The following is a 16,593-nucleotide window of genomic DNA, read 5'->3' on the forward strand; positions in this document are numbered from 1 at the left end:
CTGGAGTCGATCAGCTCGGCGAGGTTACCGGACGTGATCCGCTTGCGGGACAGGTCGTCGAGCCAGATCGCGACGCCTTCGTCGGAGAGGCGCTTGAGTGCGTCTGTCATGGGTTCTGCATCTCCTCAGAGTGAAATACGTCAGCTCAGCGGTCCGCGGCGGTCAGCGAGTCGCGGGCGGCGCCGACCACGGCCTCGGCGGTGAGACCGAACTCGCGGTAGAGCACCTTGTAGTCGGCGCTTGCCCCGAAGTGCTCCAACGACACGATCCGGCCGTCCTCGCCGACGAAGCGGTACCAGGTGAGAGCGATGCCGGCTTCGACGGCGACACGCGCCTTCACCTCACGGGGCAGGACCCTGTCGCGGTAGGCCTGGTCCTGCTCCTCGAACCACTCCACGCAGGGCATGGAGACCACCCGGGTGGGGATGCCGTCTGCCTGCAGCTGCTGTCGGGCCTCGACGGCGAGCTGGACCTCGGAGCCGGTGCCGATGAGGATGACCTGCGGGGTTCCGCCGTCGGCCTCGAACAGGACGTAGCCGCCCTTGGCCGCGTCCTCGTTGGCCTCGTACGTCGGCACGCCCTGGCGGGTGAGGGCCAGGCCGTGCGGGGCGGGCTTGGTGGCGTGGCGCTTGAGGATCTCGCGCCAGGCGGTGGCGGTCTCGTTGGCGTCCGCCGGGCGGACGACGTTCAGCCCGGGGATGGCGCGCAGCGCGGAGAGGTGCTCGACGGGCTGGTGGGTCGGGCCGTCCTCGCCCAGGCCGATGGAGTCATGCGTCCACACGTAGGTGACCGGGAGCTTCATGAGGGCGGCGAGGCGGACGGCGGGGCGCATGTAGTCGGAGAACACCAGGAAGGTGCCGCCGTAGATGCGGGTGTTGCCGTGCAGGGCGATGCCGTTCATCGTCGAGCCCATGGCGTGCTCGCGGATGCCGAAGTGCACCGTGCGGCCGTAGGGGTTCGCCTCCGGCAGCGGGTTGTCGGCCGGGAGGAAGGAGGACGAGGCGTCGATGGTGGTGTTGTTGGATCCGGCGAGGTCGGCGGAGCCGCCCCACAGCTCCGGGATGACCGCGCCGACCGCTTGCAGGACTTTGCCGGAGGCGGCACGGGTCGCGACGGCCTTGCCGGTCTCGAAGGACGGCACCGTCTCCTGCCAGCCGGCCGGCAGCTCGCCCGCGGAGATGCGGTCGAACGCGGCGGCGCGCTCGGGGTTGGCGGTGCGCCATTCCTCGAACCGCTTGTTCCAGCGGGCGTGTGCCTCGCGGCCGCGGTCCAGGACCTCGCGGGTGTGTGCCAGGACCTCGTCGGCGACGTCGAAGGACTTGTCCGGGTCGAAGCCCAGCACGCGTTTGGTGGCGGCGACCTCGTCGGCGCCGAGGGCGGAGCCGTGGGCGGCTTCGGTGTTCTGCGCGTGGGGGGCGGGCCAGGCGATGATGGTGCGGGCGGCGATGAGGGAGGGGCGGTCGGTGACGGCCTGTGCGGCCTGGTAGGCGGCGTGCAGGGCCTGGATGTCGAAGTCGCCGTCTGCTGAGGGCTGGATGCGCTGGACGTGCCAGCCGTAGGCCTCGTAGCGTTTGTCGACGTCCTCGGAGAAGGCGGTGGCGGTGTCGCCTTCGATGGAGATGTGGTTGTCGTCGTACAGGGCGATGAGGTTGCCGAGTTTTTGGTGTCCGGCGAGGGAGGAGGCTTCGGCGGAGATGCCCTCTTCGAGGTCGCCGTCGGAGACGATCGTCCAGATGGTGTGGTCGAAGACGGATTCGCCGGGGGCGGCGTCGGGGTCGAACAGGCCGCGTTCGTAGCGGGCGGCCATCGCCATGCCCACCGCGTTGCCGATGCCCTGGCCCAGTGGGCCGGTGGTGGTCTCCACACCGATGGTGTGACCGTGCTCGGGGTGGCCGGGGGTGAGCGAGCCCCAGGTGCGGAAGGCCTTGAGGTCATCGAGCTCAAGTCCGTATCCGGACAGGTAGAGCTGGGTGTAGAGGGTCAGGCTGGTGTGTCCGGGCGAGAGGACGAAGCGGTCCCGGCCAGTCCAGTTCGGATCCGCCGGGTCATGCCGCATCAACTTCTGGAACAACAGGTACGCGGCGGGCGCCAGGCTCATGGCCGTACCTGGATGGCCGTTACCGACCTTCTGCACGGCATCGGCCGCCAGAACCCGGGCGGTATCAACGGCCCGCCTGTCCAGCTCGGTCCAGTCGAGATCTGTGGTGGTCGGCTTGGTGCTCACCCTCGGTCAGGGCTCCTCTCCACATGTTCGAACGCCGGTGACTCGATGCCTACCGGCGCTGCCGAGCCTACCCCTGCGGGGGTGTTCACCTTTTCGAACCGTGGGCTCGACGCCTGGGGCAACCAGTCTCCGGTATCGGGCATTCCCGGCGCCAGAGCCGGCCTGTATCCAGCCTCTCCCGGCCAGCCTGAATCCGCCCGTTGAACACAATGAAGCAAGCACAGGACACCCCAGTAGTGATAAGGCGTCCAACACGTGCCGCGGCGTGCCACCCCCCCCGGGGCAGGCGGAGCATCGGCTGCGTCTAGAGTGGCGTGGTAAGCGCAAGGACTCACCGGGTTTTTATGTCATCCCGGACTTGCTTGACTTCACTTCGTCTGTGCAGGGGTGTTCGTGACGGCCGTCGAATCCCGACCCGCAGGGGCCATTGGGTCCAACCAAGCTCCGGGTCACCGGCCGTTCGGAGCCCGCGTCATGGCGTTTATCGCGCTGACCAAGCCCCGGATCATCGAGCTGTTGCTGCTCACCACGGTCCCCGTGATGTTTCTGGCGGCCGGCGGCGTCCCGGACCTGTGGCTGGTCGCGGCCACCATGCTCGGCGGCTATATGTCCGCCGGGGGTGCCAACGCGCTCAACATGTACATCGACCGCGACATCGACGCGCTCATGCACCGCACCGAGCAGCGTCCGCTGGTCACCGGCATGGTGTCACCGATCGAGTGTCTGGTGTTCGGCATCGGTCTGGCAGTGGTCTCGACTGTGTGGTTCGCCGTCCTGGTGAACCCGTTGTCCGCGGCACTGTCACTCGCGGCCATTCTCTATTATGTGTTCGTCTACACCCTCGGCCTCAAGCGGCGCACCTCGCAGAATGTCGTGTGGGGCGGTATCGCCGGGTGCATGCAGGTGCTCATCGGCTGGTCGGCGGTGCGCGACGAGCTCTCCTGGGCCGCCTTCGTTCTTTTCCTCGTCCTTTTCTTCTGGACACCGCCGCACACCTGGCCCCTCTTCATGAAGGTCAAGGACGATTACGAGCGGGCCGGCGTGCCCATGCTCCCGGTGGTCGCCGGCAACCAGGTCGTCGCCCGGCACATCGTGATCTACAGCTGGGTCATGGTGCTGGTCTCCCTCACCCTGTGGTGGCCGCTCGGCGCCACCGGCTGGCTCTACCCCGTGGTGGCGGCGGTGCTCGGCGCCCTCTGGCTCAAGGAGGCGCACGCGCTGCAGGCCCGCGCGAAGGCCGGTGTGATGGGCGCCAAGCTCAAGGAGATGCGGCTGTTCCACTGGTCCATCACCTACGCGACACTGCTGTTTGTGGCGGTCGCGGTGGACCCGTTCCTGCGCTAGCCGCTACCCGCCGGTAGCATGCTTCCCATGGCTGACACCACTGAGCGCCGCGTCGCACGGCTCGCCAAGCAGATCAACGCCTTCGCGAAATCGCACGGAGGCAGTGCCGAGGGCAGTCTCGCCTATATAGGCAGGATCGGCACTCGTATCGTCCTCGTCGGCGAGAACGGCGAGTGGGGCGACCTGGTGGCGCCCACGCACGACATTGCCCAGCGCGCGGCCGAACGTGCCGGGATCACCGTCCACGAGACCCTCGACGGCGATCTCGCGGCCAAGATACGTACCGGCCCGTACGAGTGGAAGCGTATGGCGGCCCCCCTCTCAATCCGACGCAGCCAGATCGGTGCTCCCGCCAACACCTGACGCCGTGCCCGTCCGTTAGGACCATACAGAGAAGTGGTCCGGCAAACGGGAGGCGTGCGGTGGAACCCGGGACAAGCGCGGCACGGGAGCGGCAGCGGCTGCTGGCGCGGCAGGAGGCGGCGCGGCTGAGTGCCGAGGGCGTACGGGCGGTTGCGCTCACGTTCGTCGACAACGCGGGCATCACGAGAGTGAAGAGCGTCCCGACCGCCCGGCTCGCCCACGCCGCGCACCGCGGCGTGGGGATGTCGCCGGCCTTCGACGTCTTCACCTCTGACGACTCCATCGCCGCTTCCCCACACCTGGGCGGACCCGACGGCGATCTTCGGCTCTTCCCCGACCTGAACCTGCTCACCATCCTCGCCGCCCAGCCGGGATGGGCGTGGGCGCCGGTCGACCGCTACGACCAGCAGGGCGTTCCGCACCCCGCGTGCCAGCGGCAGTTCGCGCGCCGCATGACGGCGCTGGCGGCGGAGCGCGGCCTGGAGCCGCTGATGGGCTTCGAGACCGAGTGGATCGTGGACCCGCCAGGCAGCGGGCCCGCGTACGGGATGGCCCGGGTCGTGGAGCGGTCCGAGTACCTTCTCGAACTCCACGACGCGCTCGCCGCGCAGCGCATCGAGGTGCTCCAGATCCACCCCGAATACTCCCCGGGCCAGTTCGAGGTCTCCACCGCCCCCGCCGACCCGGTCCGCGCCGCCGACCAGCTGATCCTGGTCCGCGAGACCGTACGGGCCGTCACCGCCCGGCACGGACTGCGCGCGTCCTTCGCGCCGGCCTTCACCGCCGGACAGGTCGGCAACGGCTGCCACCTCCACGTGGGCCTGCGGCGGCCGGGCGGCGGCAACCCGCACCGTGACCCGGACCGGCCGTACGGCCTCGCGGCGGACGCCGAAGCGTTCCTCGCCGCTGTCCTGCGCTCGCTGCCCGCCCTCTGCGCGGTCGGCGCCCCCTCACCCGCCAGCTATCTGCGGCTCGTCCCCTCCCACTGGGCCGGGCCCTACCGCTGCTGGGGAGTGGAGAACCGGGAGACCGCACTGCGGCTGGTACCGGGCGACCCCACCGACCCGGACGACGGCCACGCGGAGCTGAAGTGCTTCGACGCCGCAGCCAATCCGTATCTCGTCGTCGGCGCCGTACTCGCGGCCGGGCTCGCCGGGGTCGACGCCGGTCTTGAGGCGGGGTACGCACTGCCCGAGCCGGTGCGCGGCGACCCGGCGGCCCGCGGCGACCAGGAGCGGCTGCCGGCTTCGCTCACCGAGGCCGCCGCCCACTTCGAACGTGACGACGTGCTGCGCGAGGCATTCGGCGAGGTCCTGCACGGCGCGGTGCTCGCGGTCCGCAGGGCAGAGGCGAAGCGCTTTGCCGACAGCACCCCGGAGGAGATCGCCGACGCCACCCGGTGGAGCTACTGATGATCGAGCTGCCACCGCTGGTCGACCATCACTGCCATGGGATTGTCCGTGGCGAGCTCGGCCTCGGCTCCTTCGAGGCCTATCTCTCGGAGGCCGCAGCCCCGGCCACGCCCGGCACCACCTTCTTCGACACCCAGACCGGCTTCGCGGTCCGCCGCTGGTGCCCGCCGCTGCTCGGCCTGGAACCGCACTGCTCGCCGGCCCGTTACCTCGCCCGCCGCCGCGAGCTCGGCGCCTACGAGACCTGCCGCCGGCTACTGCGGGCCACCGGCATCGGCACCTACCTGGTCGACACCGGGCTCCCCGGCGATCTCACCTCCCCGGCCGAACTCGCCTCGGCCGGCGCCGCCGCCGCGCACGAGGTCGTCCGCCTGGAACAGCTCGCCGAGCAGGTCGCCGACACCTCCGGGTCGGCCGAGGCCTTCGTCGCCAATGTCGCCGAGGCCGTGCACAGCGCCGCCCAGCACGCCATCGGCTTCAAATCCATCGCCGCCTACCGCCACGGCCTCGCCCTCGCCCCCGACCCGCCCGGCCCTGCCGACGTCCGCCGCACTGCCGCCGACTGGCTGGCCGAGCGCCCCGTCGGTGGCCGGCTCACTGACCCCATACTCCTGCGCCACCTGCTCTGGACCGCGGTTGCCACCGGCCGCCCACTCCAGCTCCACACGGGCTTCGGTGACCCCGACCTCCGCCTCGACCACGCCGACCCAGCGCTCCTCACCGGCTTCGTCCGCGCGACCGCCGGCCTCGGCACGGATCTTGTGCTGTTGCACGGCTACCCGTACCACCGGAACTCTGCCTACCTCGCCAACGTCTTCCCGCATGTCTACGCCGACATCGGCCTCGCCCTCACTCACACCGGCTCCCGCGCCGCCGCCGTCCTCGCCGAGTTCCTGGAACTGGCCCCCTTCGGCAAGCTCCTCTTCTCCACCGACGCCTACGGACTGCCCGAGCTCTACGTCGTCGGCGTGGCCCTCTTCCGCGACGCGCTGACCCGGCTGCTGGCCGGGTGGGTCACGGAGGGCGCGTGGTCTGCGGCGGACGCGTGCCGGGTCGCGGCGATGGTCGGCGCGGATAATGCGCGCCGGCTCTACGGGCTGGACTGACGCGGGGTCACCTGGGGCGGGGCCTTCCCCAGAATTTACCGGCGTTGTGGTCAGACGTGGCGCAGGGCGATGGGGGCACCTCCCATGCCCTTAAGGCTATGGGGGAGGGTGAGCACAACGCCAACCACCGGCCCGCACATGAACGCCGGGGCCCGGGGCAGAGCCCCGGTTTCGGGAAGGACAGCGGCAGGCGCCGGCCCGCTACGCGGTCGGGGCGGGCTGCGGCGCCTGTAGTTCCGCCGGCGCGGGGACGGGCGTATCGGCGTGGGGGCGCTCACGCAGGGACAGCAGCACCCGCACCACCGCGATCCAGATCAGCGCCGCGCCGAGCATGTGCAGCCCGACCAGCAGTTCGGGCAGGTGGGTGAAGTACTGGACGTAGCCGATCACGCCCTGGGACAGCAGCACCACCAGTAGATCGCGCACCCGGTGGCGCGGCCCGCCAGGGGCGTCCACCGCGCGCAGCATGAACCAGAGGGCGGTGGCCAGGCCGCAGACCACCCACGCGAGGTCGGCGTGGAGTTGGGCGATCGTCTTCCAGTCGATGGGCACGCGCGGCACATCGCTGCGGTCACCCGCGTGCGGCCCGGCGCCGGTCACCAAAGTGCCGACGGCGATGAGGGCTCCGGTGGCCGCGGCCAGCACCCAGGTGAGCTGGACGACGGGCTTGCCGACAAGCGGGCGGGGCGCGCCGTCGCCCTCGCGGGAGCGCTGCCAGGTCAGCACCGCGAACGTGATCAGCAGGGGGGAGAGCATGAAGTGCGAGGCGACAACGTACGGATTCAGGTGGGTCAGCACCGCCGCCCCGCCGAGCACCGCGTTGCCCATGACCACCCAGAACTGCGCCCAGCCGAGCCGGGTCAGGCCGCGCCGCCAGGGCTTGGCCGAGCGGGCTGCGATGATGGCCCAGCCGACCGCCGCGCACAGCACATAGGTGAGCATGCGGTTGGTGAACTCGATCGCGCCGTGGATGCCCATCGCGCTGGTCGTGGTGAGGCTGTCGTTGGTGCAGGTGGGCCAGGTGGGACAGCCGAGGCCCGAGCTGGTCAGCCGCACCGCGCCGCCGGTGACCACGATGAGGACGCTCATCACGACCGCGGCCATGGCCGCCCGCCGGACCGTCCCGGGGGAGGGGGTCCAGTGCTGGGCGATATAGGCGAGCGGGTTTCGCACGGCTTGGGTTGCGTTCGGCACCCGCTCATCGTAGGCGCCCCGCACCGTCGGACGGAGTGGGGGTGGGCCGTGGCGCCAGACAGGCACGCAGCTTCAGGCCGTCGGCATCTGCTCTACGCAGGCGCGGCCAAGGGTGACGGCACCACCGACGACAGCACGGCCTTCGCCGACGCATACGCGTACGCCGAGGGGCGCCTCCAGGACCACAGCGCCCGGACGGCGATCGACATCCCGCCGGGCAAGTTCCTGATCACCGAGCCCGGCGGGCCTGGCGCTTCAGGGGCTCGGGCCTGCGGAGCAGCGAGATCGTCTTCGCGCCGAAGACCGCTCAGGACGCCTTTCTCTGCCGAAGGGGCGACAGGTGCCGGAACATCGCCTTCGAGGGACTCCGCTTCACCTCCGGGCCCTGCTCGCCAGCCACGCCAGGGACGCCTTCCTCACCCTGGACAAGGGGCGGGACACGGGCCTCGCACGCTTCACGGACTGCGTCACGCCGTCCTGAACGCGGGCGCGACGGCTACTCCCAGCGGAACCAGCGCGCCGCCGCCCCAAGCCCCAGCACGGCCCAGACCGCCAGGATCCCGAGGTCGCCCCAAGGCATCCCCGCGCCGTGCTGGAGGACATCCCGCAGCCCGCCCGACAGCGCCGAGATCGGCAGCAGCCGCAGGCCGTCCTGCGCCGCGGCCGGGAACTTGTCCAGCGGCACCATGACCCCGCCGCCGACGAGCAGCAGCAGGAACACCAGGTTGGCGGCGGCCAGGGTCGCCTCGGCCTTGAGGGTCCCGGCCATCAGCAGCCCGAGTCCGGAGAACGCGGCGGTGCCGAGCACCAGCAACAGAAGGACGGACAGGGGGTTGCCGTGCGGCGACCAGCCCAGAGCGAAGGCGATCACTGTCAGCAGCATGATCTGCAGCACCTCGGTGACCAGCACCGATCCGGTCTTCGCGGTCATCAGCGCCCAGCGCGGCAACGGCGACGCTCCGAGCCGCTTGAGCACTCCGTACCGCCGCTCGAAGCCGGTGGCGATGGCCTGCCCGGTGAAGGCGGTGGACATCACCGCGAGCGCCAGGATGCCTGGGGCCAGGAAGTCGACGGCCTTGCCGGCACCGGTGTCGAGGATGGAGACGGCGCTGAAGAGCACCAGCAGCAGCGTCGGGATGACGACGGTGAGCAGTAGCTGCTCGCCGTTGCGCAGCAGCATCCGGGTCTCCAGCGCGGTCTGGGCGCCGATCATGCGGGAGAGCGGAGCCGCGCCGGAAGCGGGGGCGAATGTTCCAGTGGCGCTCGTACTCATGCGCGCAGCTCCTTGCCGGTCAGCTCAAGAAAGACGTCCTCCAGCGTGCGCCGCTCGACCGCGAGGCGGTCCGGCATGACGCCGTGCTGCGCGCACCAGGAGGTGACGGTGGCGAGCATCTGCGGATCGACCTTGCCCTCGATCCGGTAGCTGCCGGGCGTCAGCTCGGCGGCGGCGGAGTCGGCGGGAAGCGCCTTGAGGAGGGAGGCGAGATCGAGCCCCGGCCGCCCGTTGAAGCGCAGGGTGTTCTCGGCGCCGCCGCGGCACAGCTCCTCGGGGGTGCCGTGGGCTATGGGCCGGCCGTGGTCGATGATCACGACGTCGTCGGCGAGGTGTTCGGCCTCGTCCATGAAGTGCGTGGTCAGTACGGCTGTCACGCCGTCGGTCCGCAGCTCCCGTACGAGGTCCCAGGTGGCCCGGCGGGCCTGAGGGTCGAGCCCGGCGGTCGGCTCGTCGAGGAAGACCAGCTCGGGGCGGCCGACCACCGCCATGGCCAGCGCCAGCCGCTGCTGCTGCCCGCCGGACAGCCGCCGGTAGGGGGTGCGGCCGCAGGAGTCGAGGCCGAGCCGTTCGATCAGCAGGTTCACGTCGACCGGGTGGGCGTGGAGTTTCGCGGTGTGCCGCAGCATCTCCTCGGCGCGGGCGCCGGGGTAGACACCGCCGGACTGGAGCATGACGCCGATCCGTGGCCGTAGAGCCGCCGCGTCGGTGATCGGATCGAGCCCCAGCACCCGTACGGTCCCGGCGTCCGGCCGCCGGTATCCCTCGCAGGTCTCGACGGTTGTGGTCTTCCCGGCGCCGTTGGGCCCGAGGACGGCGGTGACGGTGCCGCGGGCGACGGTCAGGTCGAGCCCGCTCACTGCCGTTTTGGCGCCGTACCGTTTGACCAGTCCGGCCACCTCGACCGCAGGCTCGATTCGCATACCGGTGAGTCTAGGGAGCCGCGCCGGGGCACCGTACGGCCCCCCGGAAATGCGTCTGGGCGGCCCAGCCCTTAGGGGTGCCTAAGTGACGCACCCCACCGTGGACCACGCGGACGCCGCTTGCAGGAGTCCGGTGAATTAAGCAACACTGTCATTGTGGAAATCACGGGAGAGGCTCAGGAGGAGCAGACGACCGGGGAGCGGAGCACCCGCAACCGGGTCGCCCGGTCCATCCTGGACCACGGCCCGTCCACCGCCGCCGATCTGGCCCAGCGGCTCGGTCTCACCCAGGCGGCCGTACGCCGCCATCTGGATGCCCTCGTCGCCGAGGACGTCGTCGAACCGCGCGAGCAGCGGGTCTATGGCGCGCGCGGCCGCGGGCGTCCGGCCAAGGTCTTCGCGCTGACCGACTGCGGCCGGGACGCCTTCGACCAGGCCTATGACCAGCTGGCGGCCGACGCGCTCCGCTGGATCGCCCAGTCCGCGGGCGGTGGGGAGACCGGAGAGGCCGCGGTGTCGGCCTTCGCCCGGGCCCGCCTCGCCACTCAGACCGAGCGCTACCGGGCCGCGATCGAGGCCGCCGAGCCGGAGGAGCGCACCCAGGCTCTCGCCAGGGCTCTGAGCAAGGACGGGTACGCTGCCACTACGCGCGGTGCGCCCGCCTCCGCCGGTGAGCAGCTCTGCCAGCACCACTGTCCGGTGGCGCATATCGCCGAGCAGTTCCCGCAGCTGTGCGAGGCGGAGGCCGAGGTCTTCTCCAGCCTGCTCGGCACCCATGTACAACGTCTGGCCACCATCGCCCATGGCGACGGGGTGTGCACGACTTTCATTCCGCAAGCTCATATCACCACATCCGCTAGCACTTCCGGGAGGAACCCCGCATGACTGCTCCCACGGAGACCACTCACCCGGAGCTCGACGGCCTGGGCACCTACGAGTTCGGCTGGGCCGACTCCGACGTGGCCGGTGCCGCTGCCAAGCGGGGCCTGTCCGAGGAGGTCGTCCGCGACATCTCGGGGAAGAAGTCCGAGCCCGAGTGGATGCTCAAGCTGCGGCTGAAGGGTCTGAAGCTCTTCGGGAAGAAGCCCATGCCCACCTGGGGCTCGGACCTTTCCGGCATCGACTTCGACAACATCAAGTACTTCGTCCGGTCGACGGAGAAGCAGGCGGAGTCCTGGGAGGACCTGCCCGAGGACATCAAGAACACCTACGACAAGCTGGGCATCCCGGAGGCCGAGAAGCAGCGCCTTGTCTCCGGTGTCGCCGCCCAGTACGAGTCGGAGGTCGTCTACCACCAGATCCGCGAGGACCTGGAGGAGCAGGGCGTCATCTTCCTGGACACCGACACCGCGCTCAAGACGCACCCGGAGCTCTTCCAGGAGTACTTCGGCACCGTGATCCCGGTCGGCGACAACAAGTTCGCCTCGCTGAACTCGGCCGTGTGGTCCGGCGGATCGTTCATCTACGTCCCCAAGGGTGTCCACGTCGACATCCCGCTCCAGGCCTACTTCCGGATCAACACGGAGAACATGGGCCAGTTCGAGCGGACGCTGATCATCGTCGACGAGGACGCCTACGTCCACTACGTCGAGGGTTGTACGGCGCCGATCTACAAGTCGGACTCGCTGCACAGCGCCGTCGTGGAGATCATCGTCAAGAAGGGCGGCCGCTGCCGCTACACGACCATCCAGAACTGGTCGAACAACGTCTACAACCTGGTCACCAAGCGTGCCGTGGCCTACGAGGGCGCGACCATGGAGTGGGTCGACGGCAACATCGGCTCCAAGGTGACGATGAAGTACCCGGCCGTCTACCTGATGGGCGAGCACGCCAAGGGCGAGACGCTCTCCATCGCCTTCGCCGGCGAGGGCCAGCACCAGGACGCGGGCGCCAAGATGGTCCACATGGCGCCGAACACCTCGTCCAACATCGTCTCCAAGTCCGTGGCGCGTGGCGGCGGCCGCACCTCCTACCGCGGTCTGATCGAGATCGGCGAGGGCGCCGAGGGCTCCAAGTCCAACGTCCTGTGTGACGCCCTGCTGGTCGACACGATCTCCCGCTCGGACACGTACCCGTATGTGGACGTCCGTGAGGACGATGTGTCCATGGGCCACGAGGCGACCGTCTCCAAGGTGAGTGACGAGCAGCTCTTCTACCTGATGAGCCGGGGTATGACCGAGTTCGAGGCCATGGCGATGATCGTGCGTGGCTTTGTCGAGCCGATCGCCAGGGAGCTCCCGATGGAGTACGCGCTGGAGCTCAACCGGCTGATCGAGCTGCAGATGGAAGGCGCGGTCGGCTAGCGCCCACCCCCCTTCCCCACCAGCGACGTCCATCCAGAGAGAGAGCTGTACGACAAGCCATGGCTGAGACCATCCCTGCCGGCGCCACTACTGACGGGGCCATCACGGTGGGCCACCCCGCCGATGCCCGGGTGAGCGCGGCCCCGTCCTTCGACGTGGCCGACTTCCCGGTGCCGCACGGCCGCGAGGAGGAGTGGCGGTTCACTCCGCTGGAGCGGCTGCGCGGCCTCCATGACGGCACCGCCGTCGCCGATGGCGGCGTCAAGGTCGAGGTGACCGCGCCGGAAGGCGTGATCGTCGAGACGGTCGGTCGCGACGACGCCCGGCTCGGCCGGGCCGGCAAGCCGGTGGACCGGGTCGCCGCGCAGGCGTACAGCTCCTTCGAGAAGGCGTCCGTCATCTCGATCCCCAAGGACACCGTGCTCACCGAGCCGGTCCGGATCGCCGTCCACGGCGAGGGCGGCATGGTCTACGGCCACCAGGTCATCGAGATCGGCGCCTTCTCCGAGGCGGTCGTGGTCCTCGACCACACCGGCGAGGCGACGCTCGCCGCCAATGTCGAGTACCTGATCGGCGACGGCGCCAAGCTCACCGTCGTCTCCGTACAGGACTGGGGCGACACCGCCGTCCACGCTGCCCAGCACACCGCGCTGGTCGGCCGTGACGCCACCTTCAAGTCGGTGATCGTCACCTTCGGCGGCAGCCTGGTGCGGCTCAGCCCCCGGGTCGTCTACGGCGGCCCCGGCGGTGAGGCCGAGCTCTACGGCCTGTACTTCACCGACCAGGGCCAGCACCAGGAGCACCGGCTCTTCATCGACCACGACACGCCGCACTGCCGCTCCAACGTCGCCTACAAGGGCGCGCTGCAGGGCCAGGACGCGCACGCGGTCTGGATCGGCGACGTACTCATCCGCGCCGCCGCCGAGGGCACGGACACCTATGAGCTCAACCGCAACCTCGTCCTCACCGACGGCGCCCGCGTGGACTCGGTCCCCAACCTGGAGATCGAGACCGGCGAGATCATCGGAGCCGGCCACGCATCCGCGACCGGCCGCTTCGACGACGAGCAGCTCTTCTACCTGATGGCCCGCGGGATCCCCTCCGACGAGGCCCGTCGGCTGGTCGTACGCGGCTTTTTCGGCGAGCTCGTCCAGCAGATCGGCCTGCCCGATCTGGAGGAGCGCCTGATGGCGAAGATCGACGCCGAACTGGAGGCGTCCGTCTGATGCCTTTCGTACGCGTGTGCGCGCTCAGCGAGCTGGAGGACGACACCCCGAAGCGGGTGGAACTCGACAGCACCCCGGTCGCGCTCGTGCGCACCTGTGGCGAGGTGTTCGCGATCAACGACATCTGCTCGCACGCGAACGTCTCGCTGTCCGAGGGCGAGGTGGAGGACTGCCAGATCGAGTGCTGGCTGCACGGCTCCAGCTTCGACCTGCGGACCGGAAAGCCGTCCGGGCTGCCCGCCACGCGGCCGGTCCCCGTATATCCCGTAAAGATCGAAGGGGACGATGTGCTCGTCTCCGTCACACAGGAGTCCTGAGGCATCCATGGCAACGCTTGAGATCCACGACCTGCACGTGACCGTCGACACGGAATCGACAGACCGCCCCCTCGAGATCCTGCGCGGTGTCGACCTGACCGTGAAGCAGGGCGAGACCCACGCCATCATGGGCCCCAACGGCTCCGGCAAGTCCACCCTCGCCTACTCACTGGCCGGACACCCCAAGTACACCGTCACCGGCGGCACCGTCACCCTCGACGGCGAGAACGTGCTGGAGATGACCGTCGACGAGCGCGCCCGCGCCGGTGTCTTCCTCGCCATGCAGTACCCGGTGGAGATCCCCGGAGTGTCGGTCTCCAACTTCCTCCGCACCTCGGCGACCGCGATCCGCGGCGAGGCCCCCAAGCTGCGCACCTGGGTGAAGGAGGTCCGGGAGGCCATGGAGCGCCTCCAGGTGGACCCGTCCTTCGCCGAGCGCAATGTCAACGAGGGCTTCTCCGGCGGCGAAAAGAAGCGCCACGAGATCCTCCAGCTGGAACTGCTCAAGCCGAAGATCGCGATCCTCGACGAGACCGACTCCGGTCTGGACGTCGACGCGCTCCGCATCGTCTCCGAGGGCGTCAACCGGGTCCGTGAGACCGGCGAGGTCGGCACCCTGCTGATCACCCACTACACGCGCATCCTGCGCTACATCAAGCCCGACTATGTCCACGTGTTCGCAGCCGGCCGGATCGCCGAGTCCGGCGGCGCCGAGCTCGCCGACAAGCTGGAGAACGAGGGCTACGAGGCATACACGAAGGGCGGCGCGTCCGAGTGACTTCCCCCCGTCATGGGCTCGCGGATCTCCTCGACACAGAGGCGATCCGTAAGGACTTCCCGATCCTGGACCGGCTGGTCCACGACGGGAGGAAGCTCGTCTACCTGGACAACGCCGCGACCTCGCAGAAGCCGCGCCAGGTGCTCGACGTGCTGAACACCTACTACGAGCGGCACAACTCCAACGTCCACCGCGGCGTGCATGTGCTCGCCGAGGAGGCCACGGCGCTGTACGAGGGCGCGCGTGACAAGGTCGCCGCCTTCATCAACGCGCCCAGCCGCGACGAGGTCATATTCACCAAGAACGCCTCCGAGTCGCTGAACCTCGTCGCCAACATGCTGGGCTTCGCAGACGAGCCCTATCGCGTGGACCGCGAGACCGAGATCGTCATCACGGAGATGGAGCACCATTCCAACATCGTGCCGTGGCAGCTGCTCTCGCAGCGCACCGGCGCGAAGCTGAAGTGGTTCGGCCTGACCGACGACGGCCGGCTCGATCTGTCCAACATCGAGCAGGTCATCACCGAGAAGACGAAGATCGTCTCCTTTGTCCTCGTCTCCAACATCCTGGGCACCATCAACCCGGTCGAGGCCATCGTCCGCCGCGCCCAGGACGTCGGCGCCCTGGTGCTGATCGACGCCTCCCAGGCCGCCCCGCACATGGTGCTGGACGTGCAGGCGCTCGGCGCGGACTTCGTGGCCTTCACCGGCCACAAGATGTGCGGTCCGACCGGCATCGGCGTCCTCTGGGGCCGCCAGGAGCTGCTGGAGGACCTGCCGCCCTTCCTCGGCGGCGGCGAGATGATCGAGACCGTCTCGATGCACTCCTCCACCTATGCCCCGGCACCGCACAAGTTCGAGGCCGGTACGCCGCCGATCGCCCAGGCGGTCGGGCTCGGCGCGGCGGTGGACTACCTCACCGCGATCGGCATGGAGAAGATCGCCGCCCACGAGCACGCGATCACCGGGTATGCCGTCCAGCGGCTCCTGGACGTCCCCGGCCTCAGGATCATCGGTCCCGCCACGACGGAGGACCGCGGCTCCGCGATCTCGTTCACCCTTGGCGACATCCATCCGCACGATGTGGGGCAGGTGCTCGACGAACAGGGCATCGCCGTCCGTGTCGGCCACCACTGCGCGCGGCCGGTCTGCCTGCGGTACGGAATTCCTGCGACCACGCGAGCGTCGTTCTATCTGTACTCCACCCCGGCCGAGGTCGACGCCTTGGTCGACGGGCTGGAGCAGGTACGGAACTTCTTCGGTTAATGAGGCGCAGCGGTCGATCGGACGCAGCGGTGACGAGGACGAGGACGAGGACGGCTGACTGGTGAAGCTCGATTCGATGTACCAGGAAGTGATCCTGGACCACTACAAGCATCCGCACGGGCGGGGACTGCGCGACGGCGACGCCGAAGTGCACCACGTCAATCCCACGTGCGGCGATGAGATCACACTCCGCGTCAAGCTCGACGGCGCGGTCATCGGGGACGTTTCGTACGAGGGGCAGGGCTGCTCCATCAGCCAGGCCAGTGCCTCCGTACTCAACGAACTGCTGGTGGGCAAGGGCCTTCCGGAGGCGCGGAAGATCCAGGAGACGTTTCTGGAGCTGATGCAGTCCAAGGGCCGGATCGAACCGGACGAGGCGATGGAGGAGATCCTGGAGGACGCGGTCGCGTTCGCCGGTGTCTCCAAATACCCGGCGCGCGTAAAGTGCGCTCTGCTGAGCTGGATGGCGTGGAAGGACGCGACCGCCCAGGCGCTGTCCCAGGAGGAAACCGCATGAGCGACAACGAGACCGTCACCCTCAAGCCCGCGAGCGAGGAAGAGGTCCGCGAGGCCCTCTACGACGTCGTCGACCCCGAACTGGGCATCGACGTCGTCAACCTCGGCCTGATCTACGGCATCCATGTCGATGACTCCAATGTCGTCACCCTCGATATGACGCTCACCTCGGCGGCCTGTCCGCTGACGGATGTCATCGAGGACCAGGCGAAGTCGGCGACGGAGGGCATCGTCAGCGACCTCAAGATCAACTGGGTCTGGATGCCGCCGTGGGGCCCCGACAAGATCACCGACGACGGCCGCGAGCAGTTGCGGGCGCTGGGGTTCAACGTCTGAGGTATGTCCGGTA

Annotated in this window: 16 protein-coding genes; 12 read left to right on the top strand and 4 right to left on the bottom strand. The window is 69.3% G+C overall.

Going from position 1 to position 16,593, the window contains the following annotated elements:
* Positions 1-145 precede the first annotated feature (145 nt).
* Complete coding sequence (gene tkt, locus FCI23_RS20195; RefSeq protein WP_136725335.1) at positions 146-2,224, bottom strand: transketolase; 2,079 nt, start codon at positions 2,222-2,224, stop codon at positions 146-148.
* Positions 2,225-2,617: 393 nt separating this feature from the next.
* Here tkt and FCI23_RS20200 point away from each other — a divergent pair, with 393 nt between their 5' ends.
* From FCI23_RS20200 to FCI23_RS20215, 4 genes are read left to right on the top strand one after another with little or no spacing between them, the layout of a single operon-like run.
* The gene (locus FCI23_RS20200) at positions 2,618-3,568 is read left to right on the top strand and encodes a heme o synthase (protein ID WP_136725336.1); all 951 of its coding nucleotides are present in this window, start codon (positions 2,618-2,620) and stop codon (positions 3,566-3,568) included.
* A gap of 27 nt (positions 3,569-3,595) precedes the next feature.
* Positions 3,596-3,931, top strand: a complete 336-nt coding sequence (locus tag FCI23_RS20205; RefSeq protein ID WP_136725337.1) for a hypothetical protein — start codon at positions 3,596-3,598, stop codon at positions 3,929-3,931.
* Positions 3,932-3,990: 59 nt separating this feature from the next.
* On the top strand, positions 3,991-5,343 hold the full coding sequence (locus tag FCI23_RS20210) for a type I glutamate--ammonia ligase (protein ID WP_136725338.1): 1,353 nt from the start codon (positions 3,991-3,993) through the stop codon (positions 5,341-5,343).
* Positions 5,343-6,449 carry an amidohydrolase family protein gene (locus FCI23_RS20215; RefSeq protein WP_136725339.1) on the top strand — a complete coding sequence of 369 codons (1,107 nt, stop codon included), beginning with the start codon at positions 5,343-5,345 and terminating at the stop codon, positions 6,447-6,449. The genes FCI23_RS20210 and FCI23_RS20215 overlap by 1 nt, the downstream gene beginning before the upstream one ends.
* 201 nt (positions 6,450-6,650) lie before the next feature.
* Here FCI23_RS20215 and FCI23_RS20220 read toward each other — a convergent pair whose 3' ends face one another.
* The 3 genes from FCI23_RS20220 to FCI23_RS20235 all read right to left on the bottom strand — a co-directional run bounded on the left by FCI23_RS20220 (position 6,651) and on the right by FCI23_RS20235 (position 9,839).
* On the bottom strand, positions 6,651-7,643 hold the full coding sequence (locus FCI23_RS20220) for a COX15/CtaA family protein (protein ID WP_246143857.1): 993 nt from the start codon (positions 7,641-7,643) through the stop codon (positions 6,651-6,653).
* Positions 7,644-8,139: 496 nt separating this feature from the next.
* Complete coding sequence (locus FCI23_RS20230) at positions 8,140-8,916, bottom strand: ABC transporter permease (protein ID WP_136725340.1); 777 nt, start codon at positions 8,914-8,916, stop codon at positions 8,140-8,142.
* Positions 8,913-9,839 carry an ABC transporter ATP-binding protein gene (locus FCI23_RS20235; protein ID WP_136725341.1) on the bottom strand — a complete coding sequence of 309 codons (927 nt, stop codon included), beginning with the start codon at positions 9,837-9,839 and terminating at the stop codon, positions 8,913-8,915. Before FCI23_RS20235 ends, FCI23_RS20230 begins: the two co-directional genes overlap by 4 nt.
* A gap of 156 nt (positions 9,840-9,995) precedes the next feature.
* On the opposite strand from FCI23_RS20235, the gene FCI23_RS20240 reads away from it, so the two are divergent.
* From FCI23_RS20240 to FCI23_RS20275, 8 genes are all read left to right on the top strand, one after another.
* The gene (locus FCI23_RS20240) at positions 9,996-10,724 is read left to right on the top strand and encodes a helix-turn-helix transcriptional regulator (RefSeq protein WP_136725342.1); all 729 of its coding nucleotides are present in this window, start codon (positions 9,996-9,998) and stop codon (positions 10,722-10,724) included.
* Positions 10,721-12,142 (top strand): Fe-S cluster assembly protein SufB, encoded by a 1,422-nt coding sequence (gene sufB, locus FCI23_RS20245; protein ID WP_136725343.1) that lies wholly within the window; start codon positions 10,721-10,723, stop codon positions 12,140-12,142. The genes FCI23_RS20240 and sufB overlap by 4 nt, the downstream gene beginning before the upstream one ends.
* Before the next feature lie 59 nt (positions 12,143-12,201).
* On the top strand, positions 12,202-13,368 hold the full coding sequence (gene sufD / locus FCI23_RS20250) for a Fe-S cluster assembly protein SufD (RefSeq protein ID WP_136725344.1): 1,167 nt from the start codon (positions 12,202-12,204) through the stop codon (positions 13,366-13,368).
* Positions 13,368-13,685 carry a non-heme iron oxygenase ferredoxin subunit gene (locus tag FCI23_RS20255; RefSeq protein WP_136725345.1) on the top strand — a complete coding sequence of 106 codons (318 nt, stop codon included), beginning with the start codon at positions 13,368-13,370 and terminating at the stop codon, positions 13,683-13,685. The genes sufD and FCI23_RS20255 overlap by 1 nt, the downstream gene beginning before the upstream one ends.
* A gap of 7 nt (positions 13,686-13,692) precedes the next feature.
* A complete protein-coding gene (gene sufC, locus FCI23_RS20260) occupies positions 13,693-14,463 on the top strand; it encodes a Fe-S cluster assembly ATPase SufC (RefSeq protein WP_136725346.1) in 771 nt (256 codons plus the stop codon).
* On the top strand, positions 14,460-15,728 hold the full coding sequence (locus tag FCI23_RS20265; RefSeq protein ID WP_136725347.1) for a cysteine desulfurase: 1,269 nt from the start codon (positions 14,460-14,462) through the stop codon (positions 15,726-15,728). The genes sufC and FCI23_RS20265 overlap by 4 nt, the downstream gene beginning before the upstream one ends.
* Positions 15,729-15,789: 61 nt before the next feature.
* A complete protein-coding gene (gene sufU / locus FCI23_RS20270) occupies positions 15,790-16,245 on the top strand; it encodes a Fe-S cluster assembly sulfur transfer protein SufU (RefSeq protein ID WP_136725348.1) in 456 nt (151 codons plus the stop codon).
* Entirely contained in the window at positions 16,242-16,580 is a 339-nt protein-coding gene (locus FCI23_RS20275; RefSeq protein WP_136725349.1) for a metal-sulfur cluster assembly factor, read from the top strand. Before sufU ends, FCI23_RS20275 begins: the two co-directional genes overlap by 4 nt.
* Positions 16,581-16,593: the final 13 nt, after the last annotated feature.

This window comes from Actinacidiphila oryziradicis (assembly GCF_005047355.1).
Lineage (GTDB): Bacteria > Actinomycetota > Actinomycetes > Streptomycetales > Streptomycetaceae > Actinacidiphila > Actinacidiphila oryziradicis.